This is a genomic window from Paenibacillus sp. CFBP 13594, from assembly GCF_014842675.1.
GTDB lineage: Bacteria > Bacillota > Bacilli > Paenibacillales > Paenibacillaceae > Paenibacillus > Paenibacillus amylolyticus_B.
The window spans coordinates 1-17,716 of record NZ_JACYVQ010000006.1 but is presented as its reverse complement, the minus strand read 5'-3'; the positions used below and the strand labels follow the sequence as shown (position 1 = coordinate 17,716).

Genomic DNA, 17,716 nt, shown 5'->3' with positions numbered 1-17,716 from the left:
ATGTCTTGCTATTTGGCATTCAATTCCTCCTCTCATATACATTTTAATTCAAGAGGGGTCAAATCGTTAAGACAATTGGAAAAGAAATTGGACAATTTAAATATGAAAGCATAATAAAAAGCCACCCTCATAGGAAGGTGACTTCATTTTGATGGAAACCATTGAAGCGATCAGAACGCATCTGATTTATATGCTCAATACTTGCACACGACTACAATGGGTTTACTCCATCAGCATATTTATTTGAATAAATGTTAAATTTTAAATTGTTTAATTAAATCTTTAGCAAACCAATTGATACCTTTGTGAGAGAGAGCAGAGTTTGAAAAATCAACTTTTCTCATCACAACATTTGCAACTTGTTCCGCTTTTTGAAAAGATATTCTTTTATCAGAAAATCTGACCAATGCTTTAGCTAACTGATTCGTCATCAAATCTTCGTTCTCTTTTGTTAAAGTAGTCATCAACATTTAACTCCTCTCCAGTATCAATTATGAACGCTCTAGATGGTCTTATTGTATCACATAGCTGTTGACTATGTACAGAGAGCTGCTTTGAGCTCGTTGATTTTTTAAACCCCTCTAAAACTTCAAGTTTTTCAAGTTCACTATTTCTGTATCTTTCAATATCAACAATCGGATTACTGTCACTCATTACACCGAAAATAAAGTCATAATTATGATGTTCTTCGCCATTAACATTGTACATTCTATTATGAAATACGAATTCAGCAAATTCATCGTCATATTGATTAAAAAAATGATGATTGTGCTCTTTGTGCTGCAACCATTCCAAAGGAGAGATATCAAACTCAACAAGCACAGGAATTGATTTACTCTTATCAACTTTAGAATCCAGCAAAAATTCAATTTCTGATAAAAGACCTTTATTTTTATATTTTAACAAGGTAGTGATGTATTTTTCTGCTTGTATTCTATTATGAGTAAGATAGAATCCATGTCCAAAGTCAAGTTCGTTCCCCACATTATGATTGGCTTGAATTCCATATCGACAGATACTTTTCCATCCATCGAGCGTGGTCCCGTGATACCATTTGTCCATCTTTAAGTATTTAGTTGGTGATTTGTTTGACATTGTTAAATGATCTCCAATCGGATACAAATCTATAAACTCTTATACTCTAGTATACGACAAATGAGAACATATTCCCACATAAATCTACCAATAATAGATAGTTTAGCCTATTCACATGGGAATGTAACAGCTGCGAGAAGGTTAAGCTTCAACCAAAGCAGGGGAGAGGACACCCAATTCAGTTAATCGCTCGGTGAGTATTGAGTCGATATTTTTGAAATGATTACATGTTAATCAAGTTATCTCCCTCAAAGACTGTTGTAGACGTTCCTAGGTACGTCCGAACCGTTGATCCCTGAACAGCTATAAGTTTGCTATTCAAATATACCCTTGCACCATTGCCTGTTGTGATTTGTCCCTGACCACTTCCACTCGTACCAGGACTAATTGAGATGATGCTTCCACCTCTTTGTGGCGATGGTGATGGATCAGCAACCCATTGTTCAGTGGTAGAGTCTCCTACGCATGCTACCGAAATACCATTAACCGTAAACTTGTTGTTGTTGGAAGCTACTGTTCCAGTAATTTCAGCTCCAGTGCTATGAGTCGTAGTCGTATATTGAGGATTGCCATCTTCATCGTAGCCATAGAAGTAACGTTCAACATATGACACATGACCACGTTTATTTGATTCGTTTAAACGTGATCCTTGTAATGCTACATTTGCGATATGAATCTTCCTTTCTTACATGAATTTCAGATAGCGTTGTTCATATGAACCCTGTTCAGCATAATCAATTGCTTTCTTTCCCTCTTTGTCAGTAATCGTGATGTCTGGTTTCATATCAATGATCTCACCGAAGTAAAAATTGCTTTTTTCCAAAATACTGATCATCAAAGGTGTCTGTCCTAGACTATTTTGAATATTCGGATTTAACGCATTGCGTTTGATTGCTTTTAACGCTTCGTAATTGTCCTCAAGCACAGCTAGATGCAATAGAGTATTTCCCGTATAACTATCTTGGTCGTTTACTCCGAGAGTGGCATTATTCAATGCAGTACGCAACTTTTCGGCATCTAATTTGCCATCAGTTGAATATGTCTCTTTCAAATTTTTCACCTTTTTGCTTGATGTATTTATAGAGCTGTTTGGAGTGGTAGATGTGATATTGTTTGAAGGTATAGCTGTATTAGAAATAGTTGACGACTCCTTCAGTGAAACCTGAGAGCTGGTAACAGACTCAACAGAATAACCCATGGCATTTGCTGTATCTCTTACAGGAAGAAAGAGTTTACCATTAATATTCATTGGTCTTTCTGACAGCTTCACTTGAGTTCCGTTTACAACAATCTTCACGCTAGACTGAGTTGCTTTAAGGTATGTAGCTGCACCCACTGCTGTTCCTGCTGTAAGTGTAATTCCTACTACCGCTCCAAGTAGAAATGCTGGTACTTTCGTTGTTAATTTTTTCATATTATGTGCCTCCGATAGGATGATATGGTATATCATTAATTATGACAAACTATACCATATTTATCGGTCAATCTATGAGATTATTTAACTCTGACTCCATCGATGTAAACCTCTTTGCCAATATTAAGAGTCAGCTCTTTAGTCTCATCTGGTTCATGCGTAATCAGACGCACATAACTGTCCAATTGGCTTGAATCTTTGCAATCCTTGAGCTGCTCATAGATATAATTGTCTAACATTTTCGTTAAATTGTGCTCCATAATGAAATTCATAAGAATATCGCCCTCATCCATGGTCATCTCATACAATTCTCTTGTTTCTTGTAATTCTTCCATCAACTTCTTCTCTAGCTCAAATCGTTTATGCATATGTATATATTTTCCTTCTCTGTCAATTAGTTTGTATGAAAATTGAAAGCTTTTCCATGGAATTCAAACGTACCATCTGCAGTAATCTCAATATAGCCATTAGTATTGCCGATTTTAACAGGGCCACCGTCAGCCATAGTAGTTAATTGTTTAGCTGTAATGAAAATACGTCCATTCTCTGAATTCATATCAATTCCATCGTCCATAAAATCAATACTTCTTACTCTTCCATTATTTGAGGCCTTATATTCCTGCTTATATGAACCGTTGGTCTTAGTCATGACCATCTTAGCCCTATTGTCAGCCCCACCATCACCAGTACCAATAATATCTGTAGGTTGTGCTGCATCACCTGAACCATCAAAACTAATCTCTCGTTTAATCTTCTCATTAGTCAACTTATAGGAATACGCAATAATACCTGTATCTTCAGTTGTAAGAATACGCTTCTCACTATCTTGCCAGAACAGTAACCGATCACGAGAATCTTTGGCTTGCTCTTTTGATTGAACTTGTGCTGTAATCCAACGTTGGTAATTATCTTGAATGTCAATATAGTCAATGAATTGACCCACATCTGCATCCTTACCGATAGTTTTCAAACGATTGACTGTGAGGTTATTAATGTAGCCATCATCCGCAAGGATTGTATTAACTTCTAACATCTCAGCTACCAATTTACCTACATTGATAATGTCCAGTTTATCCATATCCATATATCCAGCCTCTGTATCAATAAGAACGTCTCCCGCTGGGCCAATAAACTTACCTTTATGCGCTACTAAGTTCCCGAAAAGGTCTACGCTAAACGGTGAATCATGGAAGTTTTCAGATCCAGCCCACATCCCAATGCGGGGAAAAATCTTGAACACTCCTGTACCATCACGTAAGGTAAGAGATGATCCTTCAATTTGTGCATGTGCCACAATCATTTTTTTAATGTTCTCGGTGTTGTCATAGGCTCCTCTATCACCCGGATACCACTGGAATGGTTTTTCTTCAATTTTCTCGTCAAGAATCTTACGAATGCCCTGTTTTGCTAGAACGAAAAGTTCCAAGTTGCCACCAATTTTCTCGCTGCTTGCATTAGCATATGTATTTCTGTAAGCTTCGAGTACATCATTTGCTTTTTCTGTTTGGTCAATGAAAAACTCATTATCATATTTACAGTTCACACCTGCATTGTAGTATGCGACCTTATCATGAGCCTTAATTTTCTTAATCTCAAATTCGCTTCTTTGATCCAGTTCATATAACACAGGTGAGCCATTTTCAAATTTTGCAACAACTGTCATATTTACTATCTTACCGCTATCAACTATTTCTTTTACGCCCGGTCGTTTAAGATAGTATCGCTCAAACCAATACTTAATTGTCTCTTTCAATGTATTAACGTCCCTACTTTCCTTGTTCTTGAATTCATCAATGATGATTTTGGACAAGTCTGCATCTCCTGAAGAAAAAATAATCATATCGTCAATATGATGGATCTTTTCTCCCTTATTGTGAAGTCGGTAGGAAACACCGTTTAATCTAGAAGAAATTGCTGTATCAGCACCTATATATAGAAAATCTTTGTTAAACATAACCTGACAATAACTCAATTAGACATCTCCCTTTTTATCTTTTAGAAATTCAGTGAATTTATTTCGATAGAACTCATATATCTCATAGGCTTCTGGTGTTTGAGCAAGACAGTCCATTTCAAGGAACATTTTCACAATATGAGTAACAATGTCTTCGTTTTCTCCCTCAGTAGGAATATACGCATTCTCTAGGGCAAGATCATTGTAATCCTTAATGAATGCTTCCTTGTCTTTCATAGCAAGCCTATCTCCAACTTCATTTGATTCAAGAATGATTAAATTTCCATATTCGTCTCTCTCCGTATGTAGCATTGTAAGACTCTCAATTTCCTTATTCCATGTGTCATTCAATGGAGATAGTATCTCGTTTAAAAATCGCTTCTTCATTCTTTCACCTTGAGCATTCATCTTAAGGTTGAGGATATATTTCCCCAACCATGGTATATGATAATTAGGTATTTTCAAAAATATTTACTCTCCTTGTAACTTTGACCTAGAACTCAGCAACAAGCGCTTTAACCTCATTGCCTTTACACACATAATTTCCTTCAACGTATATATCGAAATCACTTTCAATTGACACCAACATAGCCTCAATATGTTCTTTAGCGTAATCATTTGTTCTACTGACCATACCTCGACCATCTTTGAGCAATAATTTAACTTTCATATTCGCATAACTCCAATTCATTATGTATTATTTTCGACTCTCACTATCTACAGTCAATCTATATCCGAACTCATTCCCTCTTCTTCATCCCCTGCTGCTACCTAATGCTCTCCTTGGATCACTTCCAGCCTAACCGCCGCATCAATCTGTACCATACATATCTAACCTTCCACGTATCTCATCCCTCCCGTTCATCTGTATTCATAGGCTCCAAGAGTCTGCCTTGGAATTCGTTGACCTTGTACTCTTAATATATCCACAAACTATATTACGGTCAAGTATTATTTTTACATAATTAAAAATTAATTTTCTCTTCTACTATAGTGACACCTCCATTTCGATTCTCTTCCTCATTTCCTTGATTAATTGATAGGAAATTGGAACACAACTCCCCCATAGAGGTATAAAGTGACCCCAAACAATGAAAGGCTGATTCCTCCTATAGATTTATTGTGATTTAGGGGAACTATAATTCACCTCCATTTTTTGGAACACGAAATTTCGTGCAAGTTGTTCTGCTGCTCTAACTCCAATATCACCGGATGAAACGAATGATTGGATCTCAGGTATCAGTTCATTAAGTTTAATTAAGCGTTGAGTTGTTCGTTCAGTCTCACCAATTGATTCAGATACATCCTTCATACTTTTTTGCCCAACCAAAGATAGTGCAACGTTGTTTCCATTGTTCTTTACCCCCAATATTCCTTTAAGAACGCAGCTTGTCTTCCCTTCTTAACTGGATCACTCTCCTCTTCTCTCCTACGTTCTGTATTCTCAGCAATTAGCATGTACTCAGCTTGCCATTCGTCTATATCCATAGAGTTTGCCAATCAGTACTATTTACAAATTCAACTTGCCTTACCCAATTTCATATGATATTATCTTTTTACGAATATTATTTTATCATAATTAATTTTGTACTCATCCCTTTCGAATGTCCCAACCACCACTACCATTATAAGGAGGAACGCAAATTCACAATGACAAGACGCAAAAAAAGACTCACAGTAACAGACATCATAGGTAGCGAAGTTGAACAATGGAAGCAAGGCGAGATTATTACGATTGAAGCTGGTACAGGTGTAGGTAAGTCATACTTCATTAAGAACACACTGTACGAGAAGGCTAAGCGTGAGGGAACTAAGATATTGTTCCTACTCAATAGAACACGATTAAGTGAACAGTTTCAACGAGAGATTGAACAGGATAATAAGGGTGATGTGATAAAGATTCTTTTGTATCAGAAGGTCGAGGATGTTGTAAGAAAGCGAAGTGTGGTAGTTAGCAAGGATTATCAGTACATAGTATCAGATGAGTTCCATTACTTTCTCACGGAATCGAAGTTTAACAATAACACAGAAGATTCATTTAATTTGATTATTTCCGAATCAGAAAAGACCAGGATATTCATGTCTGCTACAGCAGATGGAGTAATAGAATATTTCCGTTTCAAAGGTATCGAACATCGTAGCTACAACGTTCCTCATGATTACAGTCATATCAAGGAATTAATATTTTATAGAAATGACAAGGTGCTAGAAAAGTTTCTACATACGATCCCTAAGAATCAAAAGGCCGTTTGTTTCAGCAAGAGTGCAAAGAAAGCCTTTAGCTTACATGCCATATTCAATAATTCCCTTTTCGTTTGTTCTGCATCAGGGACATCTAGAGAAAAGAAGTATCTCGAAAAAGAAAAAATCAGTCATATGCTTTCAAATGAGAGTTTTGAAGAAAAGTTCCTGTTCACGACTTCCACACTGGATAACGGTGTCAACCTCAAAGACAAACAAATCAAGTATGTTATTGCTGATATTGAAGACATAGATATACTCATACAGTGCTTGGGTAGGAAAAGGATTGCTGATAATAGTGATAAGGTAACCGTAATAATCAAGAATATCTCAGACAAAATGATTAATAAGAAACTTGAAGACTGTGAACGCATAATTGATCCTGCAAAGTATCTGATGGATAATGGCTCGCTAGAATATGTTAAGAAATACAGGAAATATAGTAGTCCAGTTATCTATGACACTGTCACCGTAGATAATGACAAATTTGAAAAAGTCATCAACGAATTACGATATTTTAAGGAATGCTATGACAAGAAATTTTACGAAGATATACTACAGGAAGAAAATGGTTACATGACCTATTTGCAGACTAAGCTCCAACAAGATAGTTACACTGTGCTTGATGATACATATGAAAAGGCTACACTCTCAGATTACTTAGATAGTATTACTGGAAAGCAACTTTATAAAGAAGAACAAGAAGAGTTAATTAAGAAGGTCAATATTCGAGACAGTAGAAATAGGTTACAACGTGGATGTCGAATTATCAACGAATACTTTATAGAAAACAACTTTCCATATAGTGTAAAAGACAAGATGAAGGATAACAAACGAAAACTTGAAAACAATGAGCCTAATCCAAACTATACTAAGACGTATTGGTCACTTGCGAAATACAATTGATAATCACAAATAGTACAAAAATGAAAACGACTGAAATTCAAGAAAGTCAGTGTTTATATAGGTTTTTTGATAACTTTGCATATTTTTCATGGAATAAACCCTTATAATAAGGATTCATTTAGGTAAACAATAGCTCAAAACTCTTGATACGACTACGTTTATGCCTAATGATTGATTATTTATTTTGGAATTAAATGTACCAAATTGAATCGGAAGGTGAATTGGCGTAGCCAAGAGGAACGCGATAGGTCGATGAATACCGTTAACGAAGCGATAGCGAAGTGGTTTTTATCGAGATGGTATCGTTCCTAATTACTACCCTCTGTTACAGATAACAATAATCAAATTATCACTTAACACAACAATAATAGGTGGCGAGATCCATTCCGTTACACTCCATGGCTGTCGCTTCACCTTCATCCACAACATAAACCGTTGTGTCTGTAGAATTGTTTTTCTGATTAGCAAAATTGTACAATAGCTTTCTCTGCCAAACTTCTCAACACCTCAATCCAATACCCATCTTTAGATTCTGGATGGAATATCTCAATAATAGGTACATTAATTTTAAACTTTGTATCATACTTACTATGCACAATACTATTTCTGTACTCATAAAGTTTTGTCGAAAATGTTGACACGTCAAGACTATCAACAAGCCCCTTTTGTTTAGCATAGTCAATTTGATTTCCAATACCCTCAATGTTCCCAAGGAGATTTTTCAGTAGTTCTGATTCCTCTTTCCGATATAAAGCACTCATCTCGATGATGAACGCGTCTATGTTATCAGCATTGTTATAGCTTTCAATAGACTTTTTGATTTCGAGTTTCTTATTAATAATAAAGAAGTACTCAAGAACTCTATAATATAGGATAGGATCTTCAAGTTTTTTTGCCTTATTGTATAGGAAAATTGGCTCTGAATATTTTACTGGACTATACAAAAATTTATCAAAGACACTATTATCTAACCTATCATCGGGGTCATTCCATTTAGTATCCTCACCATGATTCGTGTAAGGAACAATTGTAGGGTAGTCAGCAATAAACTCGTATTCAGGAGCATGATATTTAGCGATTAAAAACAAAATTTGTTGAAGAGTTTTTTCCTGATCTGCGAATTTACAACCTCTCAACTTGACTGTTTTATGACTTTCCCATTCATCACCAAATCCCTTATCTTTAGCAAACGAATTAAAAATCAGCCTGTATAAAGAACTTGGTTCAGACACTTCAACAATAATATCTCCGATCATATAGTGCTCAACAAAACTTGAGTCAAAATAAAATAATGAATCATAGGTTATGAGAAATTCTGAATAATTTTGTTTTTTATCATGGAAACCACAATCTCTGTATATAACAAGAGCCTTGTTTTCACATTCGATAATTTCTTTCTTAAAGGAAGTTAGAACTCTACCAATATTTGAATGTAAATTGTGACCTGGAATAATATAAGAATAATTTACTGCTACTGTAACTTTAGTTTCTTTATGTTCAACCACAAGTTTAGATTCATCTAACCGATGAAAGTTAAACTCTGTTAAGAAATTGGGAATTAGTCTTTTAAACTCCTCACTTAATTCGGTTAGCACTTTTTGATCGATCATAGAAGCCCCTCCACTCATACATCATCAACATCTTGAATCTTAGTAATCTCACTCAATTCCTTTATATCCAATCCATGCATCATCCTCAGTAGATAAAAACCATCAGATGTTGTTTCCCCACCTTCCGAATTACTTCACAATAAAAATTTTCTAATCATTGGCCAGTGTAGGAATCATACCAGATATCTGATCCATCTTCATCTTGTCCATATACCAATCCCCATATCAAACTCGCATAGAGGTGTCCTCAAAGATAGTATCTATATAGTTAGAGTTTAGATTTTCTATTTTCACGTATAAACACCCCAGTATTTTCAAGTGGATAGCTAAACACTTTTTCGTATATAGTAGTCGTCTGCTCCCTCTTTCATGATTCAGAAATTTATGTTTTGGAAAGATTCCAACTCGTGGTACACAGCTTATGTACGTCATCAAAGCAAGTTGTATTTAATCTTATTAAGGTGGTCTTTATGAATTATAAGAAAAGAGAAGAATATAAGATTACTTCTCGTTATCCAAACGAAGACGATGCAGTCGCAGTAGAAATTATGGAAGTACAAATCCTTAATTGGATGGAGCATGTTCTGCTGAATTATTCCTTTGAGAACAAACTAGAAAACAAACAAAATTCGGAGGATCGATTAAAATGATTGTTCTAAAAGACATGCAAAAGCTAACTACAGCTCAAATTACGGCCTTGATCGGTAAGATCAGGGCTATTGTTTATACTCGTGTATCATCCGACATACAAATTGATAACTATTCATTAGAGTCTCAAATTGATATATGTGTAAAGGATGCGAAAGCGAAGTTTGATATTAATGAAGATGAGATTATTGTTCTACGGGAAGAAGCAGAATCAGGTGACAATCCTAATCGTCCAATGCTGAACTACATTCTTTTCTTACTACAAAAAGGATTAGGAACTAAAGCTATCTTCCTGCATCCTGATAGATTGAGTAGACATCTTCACTTACAACAACAAATTACACATCAAATATGGGAACTTGGTTGCGATTTACATTTCGTTGAGTTTGATTTACAAAAAGGAAATGCTGAATCAATGCTTAATTACAATATCCAAGGTTCCATTGCACAGTACAACAAGGCTAAGATTCTGGCGAATACTAAGCGTGGAAGGAGTACAATGGTATTTAATAATAAGATACCCGGAATGAATCGAATCTATGGATATACCTATGATAAAGACCTAAACACCCTTGTTGAAAATGAATATGAAAAAGAGCGATATCTTACAATGGTTAATATGGTACTAGAAGGTTCAACTGGTTCTGAAGTTGCGGCATATTTAGCTAAAAAGAAACATCCTGCACCAAAGGGAGACAAGTGGTATCAAGCGACCATCAGCAGAATACTCAGAAATGAGTCTTATATGGGTACATACTATTACGGGAAAACTGAAGTAGTGCGAATCAATGGAAAGAAGAAACAATTACCTAAACCTAGAGACCAATGGCAGAAGATTACTATACCAGCCTACATTGACGAGATTACATTTGGTCGTTTACAGAAGTGCTTAGATGGGAATATTAAAAATGGTGGTCGCCCTTCAGAAGATTATTTACTAAAAGGAATAGCTAGATGCGGAAGATGTGGTGCTGCCGCCTCATCTGGTATTACATCGAGGACTCATAATGGATTGCTGAAATACTATAGTTGCACAAGAAAAACAAGAAAATCATATAGCGTTGAAACAGGAGAACCCAATAAGATTTGCTTGGGTGAAAATTGGCGAGTTGATATGGTAGACTCACTCATTTGGAATGAAGTCGTAAAGTTGATAGACAATCCTAAAACATTGATCGATAAGATGCTTGAAAGAATTTCTGATGTATCCAAAGTAAAAGAGCTGGAGAGAAACAGAGATGACATTAACAAATTGATTAAAGAAAAAGAGTCTTCAAAAGCGAGATATATTGATCTTTATGCTGATGGAATAATTAAATCGAAAGAAGAACTCTCCATTAAATTGGAACCAGTAGAGGATGAGATTAGTGAACTAAACAAGGAACTTGGAACAATTAGTGAAAATTTAGAGCTGGACAAAAAACAAAATAAGAATACGTCATCAGGGGGGCCATTGGTTAAAAAATATCAAAATATCATTAATAACGAATTACAGATGAAAGACGCAAGAAAAGTATTGCGCATACTCGTTGATAAAATAGTCTTACATGATAATAAGCGTATTGAGATATTCTACAAATTCACTGCTGATAGTAAATTATTTAGAAATAATCCCTACGTTTCTGAGTCAGTTAACTTAGACAAGCTTAAGTGGGTAGTTGACTCCCTTCCTCCTAAATGGTCTGAAATTGAACACCTCTACCCAAGCATGTTGAAAATGTACAATGAAGACTTACTAAGTTTTGAACAAATTGCAGAAGCCACTAAAACCGACTGGTGGACTATTAAGCAAATGTTTAAGTCTAAGGGAACCATCTTGCTTACAACAAAAGAAAGAGGAGTAAAAAGACGTGCTAGTGACTTTGAGTGGATATATAAATTACACTATGAGGATGGACTAGCCTTCACTAAGATATATAAGGAACATGGCTTGAGTCCGACTTACTGTAAACAGGTACTTGAAGAAAATATAAACAAGTTGAAAAAATGAAAAATGTCTCCCTCTTATTCCTTTGGAACGAATAGTGTATTCCCCCTCCTCTTTGGAGGGCTATTTTGTGTAGATTGGATGGCATTATGGTGTCGGTTTTATCCAATAGAATTTCACTCGTTAAAATTCAACTCTCGTGTCGAAGCAGATGTGCTAGGGGCATATTCTGTAAAATGGAGACTATTTTAAATTTAAAATATCCCCCCATGTGTCACATGTATCGTCAATGCGACAACTTAGTGATCAATTGACAAGTGTTAGCGGATTATTTTCCAGAAATTATTACTTTCTGGGTGTAAATGTACCCCCGTATGTATGTCCAATCTTGTATCGGTTAGGCTTATTTCATTAGGGATGTATGTGGTATACTGTAATGTACGAATACTCTAAGGAAGGTGTTATATGACGAGTAAGGAAAGTGAACAAGAAAAGTTGGCAAGAAAATTATCTATGTTGCAAGAACAACACCTTAATGCAATCACAAAAATGAGTATCATGATCAATCAATCATCAATCTCCCGAATGGTTGAGCAAATAAGTTTATCTTCTAAGATTAACTCTCAATATAGTCAAGCATGGAAAGCACATCAAGGATTGGCAAGCTCTATTCAACAAGTGTCATTGGCTTGGAATGAACCACTAGCAGAAATTGCTAAAATAACTTCTTCTCCATCTTTTTCAAGTGCAATTAAGGGAATAAATGCTGCAAACAGTATAGGCATAGCTAATCTTCAAACCTTTTATAAATCTCCTTCTTTTGTATCTATGATTGATGCGATTTCAAATATGGACACTCATTCTTGGCAATCATTTGTTGATACTGTACCTGAAGATATTTCTTCTAACATTAATGATATCGAACAGGAAATAGAGAGTGATCCTGAGACCAAAGCTAACTTCGAACCTTATATAAAAAGCATTGAAGAGGTATTATCCTCTCATGTTGGTGCAAAAGTTGATCTAAGTAAGAGTAAACTTACTATTACTGGCTTAAAAATACTAATCCATCTCATCATTACGTTAGTTGGTATGTATGGTCCTCAAATTTTACTTCCAGATCCAACTGATGATTTAGTCGAGGAAACTAAGCGACACAATATAGTTGAAGAAAAGTATCAGCGAGATGATCTTGAGCTGAAACAGAAACAAATAGAAATTGACCAAGAACAGGTGAAAGTTAGCAAAGATATACTGTCGGAATTGAAGAAATCAAATGAACAAAAAAAGGACTCGAAATGAGTCCTCTTCTATTTATTCACCAATCATACTCAGGATTAATTCCCGAACAATCATTAGCCTAGCCATTTGCTTTAGCTTCTTGTTGTTCATGTTCCTTTACCCTGCGATAGAAAGTATTGGGCTTCATATCTAGTTCCTTCATTGCGGCAACTGCTGTAATCCTTCCATGTTTCCATTCTGTGTATGCTTGCTTAAACTCCTCGTTGATTGCTTGCTTTGGTCTTCCGAATACAACACCGTCATTCTTAGCAGCCGCGATACCTTCAGCTTGTCTACCGTTAATCCTCTCACGTTCAGACTCAGCCATATATGATAACAGTTCTAACACAATACTGCTTATAACCTTCTCTAATCCATTCTTGTATTGCCGTGTATCTAATAGTGGCATGTCAATTATGACAATGTGAGCACCTATGTTCTGGACAATATCCTGCCATTCATTCTTTATCTCTTCTGCATTCCGTCCCAAACGATCCAACTCTTTGACGAAGAGAATATCACCTTTACGAAGCACATTTTTCATGGATTGATAATATGGTCTGTCAAAGTTCTTGCCACTTTGTTTGTCTATAAAGAAATCACGATCCATTATACCTAAGTCCTTCATTGCTTCTAGCTGTCTCGCTTCATTCTGATCTTTAGATGAAACTCTTATGTATCCATACTTCCGAATCTCGCTCATACTGATCATCCTTTGCTATGTTGTTAAGGATATTATATCAAATTCATGTCAAAATGTATACTCATACTTTTGAAATGTTTCATATATATTTAAACACTATTTGAAATATATCATAACCACTTTTGACACACACTAAGAGAGTCTTTCAAAAAGTATACTTTTTGAAATGAGTGAAGACTTATAGTCTAGGTTTAAATTCGTAGAATGTCATACCAAATAATAAATGCTGATCGTTAATCAATCGTAGTCGAAATTTTTTCCTTTACTGAATTGAAATAACCAGTAAAATTCAAGGTAAAGAAACAAATATCATATTAGAAATCAAATCGTATCCTCAATCGTAAAGAATCGCACCATTAGAATACTCAGTATTATTAAGACTTTCCCTTCATCCAAAATAAGTAAATTTCACGATTGAAATTTAAAATCGTTTATAAATAAGAGAAAATCAATTAAGTCTTAATCGCAATCGTAACATAACAAATAGACGTTAGCGGAAGACATAATTAAAGAATATTTATTAACGTTCATTTCTAATTTTCTATTTAAAACTAAGAGAATTAGACAAGAGGTTCATTGTTGTTTCCAAATTCAAACTTTTATTAATCCCTAAATAAAAAAGGAGCTGCTAAATGCAGTCTCCTTCTTGTATGTGAAAATAACATTTCTTATAGATATTGTGCTTTTTCTATCTTCACATAAAACGTGTTTTCTCTAAAGCGAAATAGGTTTTATTCTTATTAACAGTTTCATCATTGTCAGCTACATAATCATTTAAAGATTCTTGTAACTTCCGAATCATTGCAGGACTCTCAACTCGAAGTTTTTTATATTGTGTAATAAAGTAATCTTCAGATTCTTTCTTGAATTGTAATGAGCCTGCTAGAGAATAAGCAATGCCTTCCTGCTTATAGGTTATTTTCTTTATATCGTTTTCTATGCTGTTGATTAAATAAACTTCAAACTTATTATTAACAGAGAGCCCTCCAAACCTTATCTCAAAAAAGAGATCCTTTTTAATCAATTTTTGAATCTTTTTATACCAAGATCTGATCTCAGTTTCACTACGTAGTAAACCATTTGTCACTATAGAGTTTATCAAATTAGAGTTAATGGTAAACTCCATAAATGGATCAACAAGTCCCGTGTTACTGTAAAATACTTTTTCTCCAATCGTATGTATTTTCTGTTCGTATTCATTATCTATTTCTCCAGTAATGGTGTTAGTTGCGCGTGAGTCAGCAACAACGGATAAAAAATCTTCACATACTACGACAGATACAAAGCTCATTTCAACATCTCCTAATATCTAATATTTGTACTCTTATTATATCATGAAATTGGGAATTGCTTATTATTTAGATCGTTTGAAAATCAATTAAAAGTCTTGTTTTACCCCATATAAAAAAGAGCCTATTAGGGCTCCTGCATTCATTTTTTGAGAATTATTTCTCTTACTTTATTCTTCATGTACTCTTCTGTCCTCATAAATCTTGTTATTGAGTACGACGATGTTCTATTTCTTTCGAATGCTTCTTTTTCAAGTCTAATGGATTCAAATAGGTTTTCTAGTGATTTTGCTCCTCCATAATCTCTATCTGCTGGACTGGTTCCATTAGTAGTTATGTTTCTCCAGTGTAGGTTTGATAGCCATACCAAAATTAAGTTACCTACCAATGCGACATCGTTGGATATTTCCGGGAAACGCTTCACCTCCAAACCTCTAGACTTAGCCATTTCTTCAACTTTTAAATATGTACTCTCAATCTTGTTAATTTCAATCCCTCCTATGGATAGATGTTCCTTTAACATGAGTTTGACAGTATTAACTTACCACACTTTTTGTTTTCAATCTAACCCTTAGAATTTTATAGTATATATTCATGAAAGACTTTTTTATTAATACATAGCAACAAAGACAACGTTCGATTTGTTTGTTTTATAATTACTTAAAACTTCTCTCTTTTCAATATTACTTTATTATCTGAAGTCATAGATACATAGTTTTGACTTTTACTTGTTGTTGTTTTGTCTAAAACATAGGAAGCTAATGTTAAACCAAAGGCTGCAATAGTTGCGTAGTTTGACAGTAAAACTAAATCTAGTTCTTTATCAAGTGTACCTGTATATATCAAATAAATCAGACGTACACATATAGCAACCATGATTGGAATCATAAAAATAATTAAGCCTTTATAAAACTTCGAAGTTACCTTTTTCCATGCAGAAAAAATGAGTATCATGAGTGAGATAATTAATGAAAATATTGATATTACTGCTGAAGTAAACGTCGGGATATCAATTTCAGCAAATAATACCACGATCCCATAAATGACAAAAATCACTGCAACCATTAGCAAAGAACCAAGATAAATACGCTTCAAGTAGAATCTTTCCTTTTTTAGTATGTATTTATTATAGTATACAACATATTTCCGATTGTATTAGCATTCCTTTCTAACTGCAAGTCAAATAAGCAATTTAATAAAACAATTCCCTATGCACTTCAGCCGTAACTGTTAAAATTCACTCCAGGTAAAAGTCTTCATATATGCCAAAGCAACCGGTTCTCTATCTTCTGTAATACACACATTCTAACTTTCAAAATGAAATCATGCGGAACTATCCAGGTAATATGTTATCCTTATTCTTCTTCAACATTAACATAACATCTGTTCTAACCCTGCTCATTAGTGGATTTATTTGATGATAGCCACGAATTGAGTAAGAAATAAACAAAGTTTCTTCAGTTCTTTTCTGTTCGATAATTTTAATGTCGCGTTCTCTTAAAGCTTTCCTCAGCTCGTATATGTCAGCGGTCACCCTTTCTTGTAGTGCACATAAATAAAAACTCATCTCTCTTTTTTAATATTACGCTGCTCTCGCCTATTCTCTTCTTGTCTTCTTCTATTACATCTACAAGTAATGGCATCTCAGCATATTTTTTCACTAGTTCCAACTCTTCAGCACTTTGCTTCATTATTCTAATCCTCCTCCTGATAATCGCACTGCAACTAAACTTTTTATGTCAATCCATTCGTTTCCATCTTCCCATTCTACTCTTATCTTCTTTCCTAGCTCATTAACCTTCGAGACAATCCCACTCACAAATCTTTTTGAGTTCAATTCAAACACCTCGAAATTTGCTTCTTCGGTGTATCTGTATGAGATACCTATGTTCTGGTAAATTGCCTCCCATTCATCCTCGTGTAGCAGAGGTTTAATCTGATCGTTATCTCTTGAGCGGTGCTCAATGATTCTTTCCTTATGTTGTGGCAGCATCATACGACTTGATTCCCAAAGGCCATTAGCTTGTAGCTTTTTACTCATTTGTAGTGCCCTCCAATTTTATTTGATCTGTCTATAGCTTGACCAGCAGAGGTAATGGAGCTTGCCCTAAGTATGGCTATGTCTCCAAATCGATCCTTGATGTCATCCATTACCTTATCTATGGCTCTCTTCTGTTCTTGGTCATCGAACAGTGACAGCTGATAAGTCTCAGCATTGGAAAGGTTGGATAACGATATCCCAACGCGTCTCACAGGCTGACCATCCCAATGCTGCCTAAAGATTTGTTTAGCTTTCTTACAAACATCTACAGTTATATTAGTGGGATCTTGCAATTTAACTTGTCTGCTGAATCCGGTTGGGTGATCGAAGTCTGCACCTGATAAACTCATAGTGACCACACTACCCATTAAACCTTTTTTCCGGGCACGTCTGCAAACCTCTGTACAAATATCTTGTATTATTACATCGATCTCCCAAGCTTCTGTATAGTCTCTAGGGAGCGTCATACCATTCCCAATATCCTTTTGTACACTATGAGTATTAATTGTTACAGGAGAGTCATCCAGTCCATTTGCTACCCTCCAAATAACCTCTCCGTTTACGCCCCATTTGCTTCTTAGTTTTGATAGGGGTGTATTTGCAAGCT

At 35.1% G+C, this 17,716-nt stretch carries 21 protein-coding genes; 4 read left to right on the top strand and 17 right to left on the bottom strand.

The features are described 5' to 3' along the window. Positions 1–254: 254 nt before the first annotated feature. The 9 genes from IFU39_RS19125 to IFU39_RS32665 all read right to left on the bottom strand — a co-directional run bounded on the left by IFU39_RS19125 (position 255) and on the right by IFU39_RS32665 (position 5,832). Positions 255–464, bottom strand: coding sequence for a hypothetical protein (locus IFU39_RS19125; protein ID WP_192134280.1), 210 nt, complete (start codon positions 462–464; stop codon positions 255–257). After that, positions 412–1,095 (bottom strand): DUF3990 domain-containing protein, encoded by a 684-nt coding sequence (locus IFU39_RS19120; protein WP_192134278.1) that lies wholly within the window; start codon positions 1,093–1,095, stop codon positions 412–414. Before IFU39_RS19120 ends, IFU39_RS19125 begins: the two co-directional genes overlap by 53 nt. Before the next feature lie 223 nt (positions 1,096–1,318). Beyond that, positions 1,319–1,708, bottom strand: coding sequence for a hypothetical protein (locus IFU39_RS19115; protein WP_192134276.1), 390 nt, complete (start codon positions 1,706–1,708; stop codon positions 1,319–1,321). Positions 1,709–1,780: 72 nt separating this feature from the next. Then, positions 1,781–2,509 (bottom strand): stalk domain-containing protein, encoded by a 729-nt coding sequence (locus tag IFU39_RS19110; RefSeq protein WP_192134275.1) that lies wholly within the window; start codon positions 2,507–2,509, stop codon positions 1,781–1,783. Positions 2,510–2,589: 80 nt separating this feature from the next. Further along, positions 2,590–2,877, bottom strand: a complete 288-nt coding sequence (locus tag IFU39_RS19105; RefSeq protein ID WP_192134273.1) for a hypothetical protein — start codon at positions 2,875–2,877, stop codon at positions 2,590–2,592. 26 nt (positions 2,878–2,903) lie between these two features. Next, positions 2,904–4,463, bottom strand: coding sequence for a hypothetical protein (locus tag IFU39_RS19100; protein WP_192134271.1), 1,560 nt, complete (start codon positions 4,461–4,463; stop codon positions 2,904–2,906). Between the two features lie 18 nt (positions 4,464–4,481). Next, on the bottom strand, positions 4,482–4,928 hold the full coding sequence (locus tag IFU39_RS19095) for a hypothetical protein (RefSeq protein WP_192134269.1): 447 nt from the start codon (positions 4,926–4,928) through the stop codon (positions 4,482–4,484). A 28-nt stretch (positions 4,929–4,956) separates the two neighbouring features. Continuing rightward, positions 4,957–5,133, bottom strand: coding sequence for a hypothetical protein (locus IFU39_RS19090; RefSeq protein WP_192134267.1), 177 nt, complete (start codon positions 5,131–5,133; stop codon positions 4,957–4,959). A 447-nt stretch (positions 5,134–5,580) separates the two neighbouring features. Beyond that, complete coding sequence (locus tag IFU39_RS32665; RefSeq protein ID WP_206759572.1) at positions 5,581–5,832, bottom strand: hypothetical protein; 252 nt, start codon at positions 5,830–5,832, stop codon at positions 5,581–5,583. Between the two features lie 281 nt (positions 5,833–6,113). Here IFU39_RS32665 and IFU39_RS19085 point away from each other — a divergent pair, with 281 nt between their 5' ends. Then, the gene (locus tag IFU39_RS19085) at positions 6,114–7,610 is read left to right on the top strand and encodes a DEAD/DEAH box helicase family protein (RefSeq protein ID WP_192134265.1); all 1,497 of its coding nucleotides are present in this window, start codon (positions 6,114–6,116) and stop codon (positions 7,608–7,610) included. A gap of 461 nt (positions 7,611–8,071) precedes the next feature. Here the strand turns inward: IFU39_RS19085 and IFU39_RS19080 are convergent, their stop codons facing one another. Beyond that, entirely contained in the window at positions 8,072–9,220 is a 1,149-nt protein-coding gene (locus IFU39_RS19080) for a hypothetical protein (RefSeq protein ID WP_192134263.1), read from the bottom strand. Between the two features lie 470 nt (positions 9,221–9,690). On the opposite strand from IFU39_RS19080, the gene IFU39_RS19075 reads away from it, so the two are divergent. The 3 genes from IFU39_RS19075 (at position 9,691) to IFU39_RS19065 (ending at position 13,097) form a co-directional block, all read left to right on the top strand. Then, positions 9,691–9,870, top strand: a complete 180-nt coding sequence (locus IFU39_RS19075; RefSeq protein WP_192134261.1) for a hypothetical protein — start codon at positions 9,691–9,693, stop codon at positions 9,868–9,870. Further along, entirely contained in the window at positions 9,867–11,858 is a 1,992-nt protein-coding gene (locus tag IFU39_RS19070) for a recombinase family protein (protein WP_192134259.1), read from the top strand. Before IFU39_RS19075 ends, IFU39_RS19070 begins: the two co-directional genes overlap by 4 nt. A gap of 402 nt (positions 11,859–12,260) precedes the next feature. Beyond that, on the top strand, positions 12,261–13,097 hold the full coding sequence (locus IFU39_RS19065; RefSeq protein WP_192134257.1) for a hypothetical protein: 837 nt from the start codon (positions 12,261–12,263) through the stop codon (positions 13,095–13,097). Between the two features lie 58 nt (positions 13,098–13,155). Here IFU39_RS19065 and IFU39_RS19060 read toward each other — a convergent pair whose 3' ends face one another. The 7 genes from IFU39_RS19060 to IFU39_RS19030 all read right to left on the bottom strand — a co-directional run. After that, positions 13,156–13,779, bottom strand: coding sequence for a recombinase family protein (locus IFU39_RS19060; RefSeq protein ID WP_192134255.1), 624 nt, complete (start codon positions 13,777–13,779; stop codon positions 13,156–13,158). A 694-nt stretch (positions 13,780–14,473) separates the two neighbouring features. Further along, positions 14,474–15,070 carry a hypothetical protein gene (locus IFU39_RS19055; RefSeq protein WP_192134253.1) on the bottom strand — a complete coding sequence of 199 codons (597 nt, stop codon included), beginning with the start codon at positions 15,068–15,070 and terminating at the stop codon, positions 14,474–14,476. Between the two features lie 140 nt (positions 15,071–15,210). After that, positions 15,211–15,591: a hypothetical protein gene (locus IFU39_RS19050; protein WP_192134251.1), complete on the bottom strand. Its 381-nt coding sequence runs from the start codon at positions 15,589–15,591 to the stop codon at positions 15,211–15,213. Between the two features lie 137 nt (positions 15,592–15,728). After that, a complete protein-coding gene (locus tag IFU39_RS19045) occupies positions 15,729–16,163 on the bottom strand; it encodes a hypothetical protein (protein WP_192134249.1) in 435 nt (144 codons plus the stop codon). Between the two features lie 428 nt (positions 16,164–16,591). Beyond that, the gene (locus tag IFU39_RS19040) at positions 16,592–16,759 is read right to left on the bottom strand and encodes a hypothetical protein (protein ID WP_192134247.1); all 168 of its coding nucleotides are present in this window, start codon (positions 16,757–16,759) and stop codon (positions 16,592–16,594) included. Next, complete coding sequence (locus IFU39_RS19035) at positions 16,759–17,109, bottom strand: YolD-like family protein (RefSeq protein ID WP_192134245.1); 351 nt, start codon at positions 17,107–17,109, stop codon at positions 16,759–16,761. Before IFU39_RS19035 ends, IFU39_RS19040 begins: the two co-directional genes overlap by 1 nt. Next, the coding region (locus tag IFU39_RS19030; RefSeq protein WP_446740347.1) for a DinB/UmuC family translesion DNA polymerase at positions 17,106–17,716 on the bottom strand (611 nt) is incomplete at its 5' end. The genes IFU39_RS19035 and IFU39_RS19030, both read right to left, overlap by 4 nt.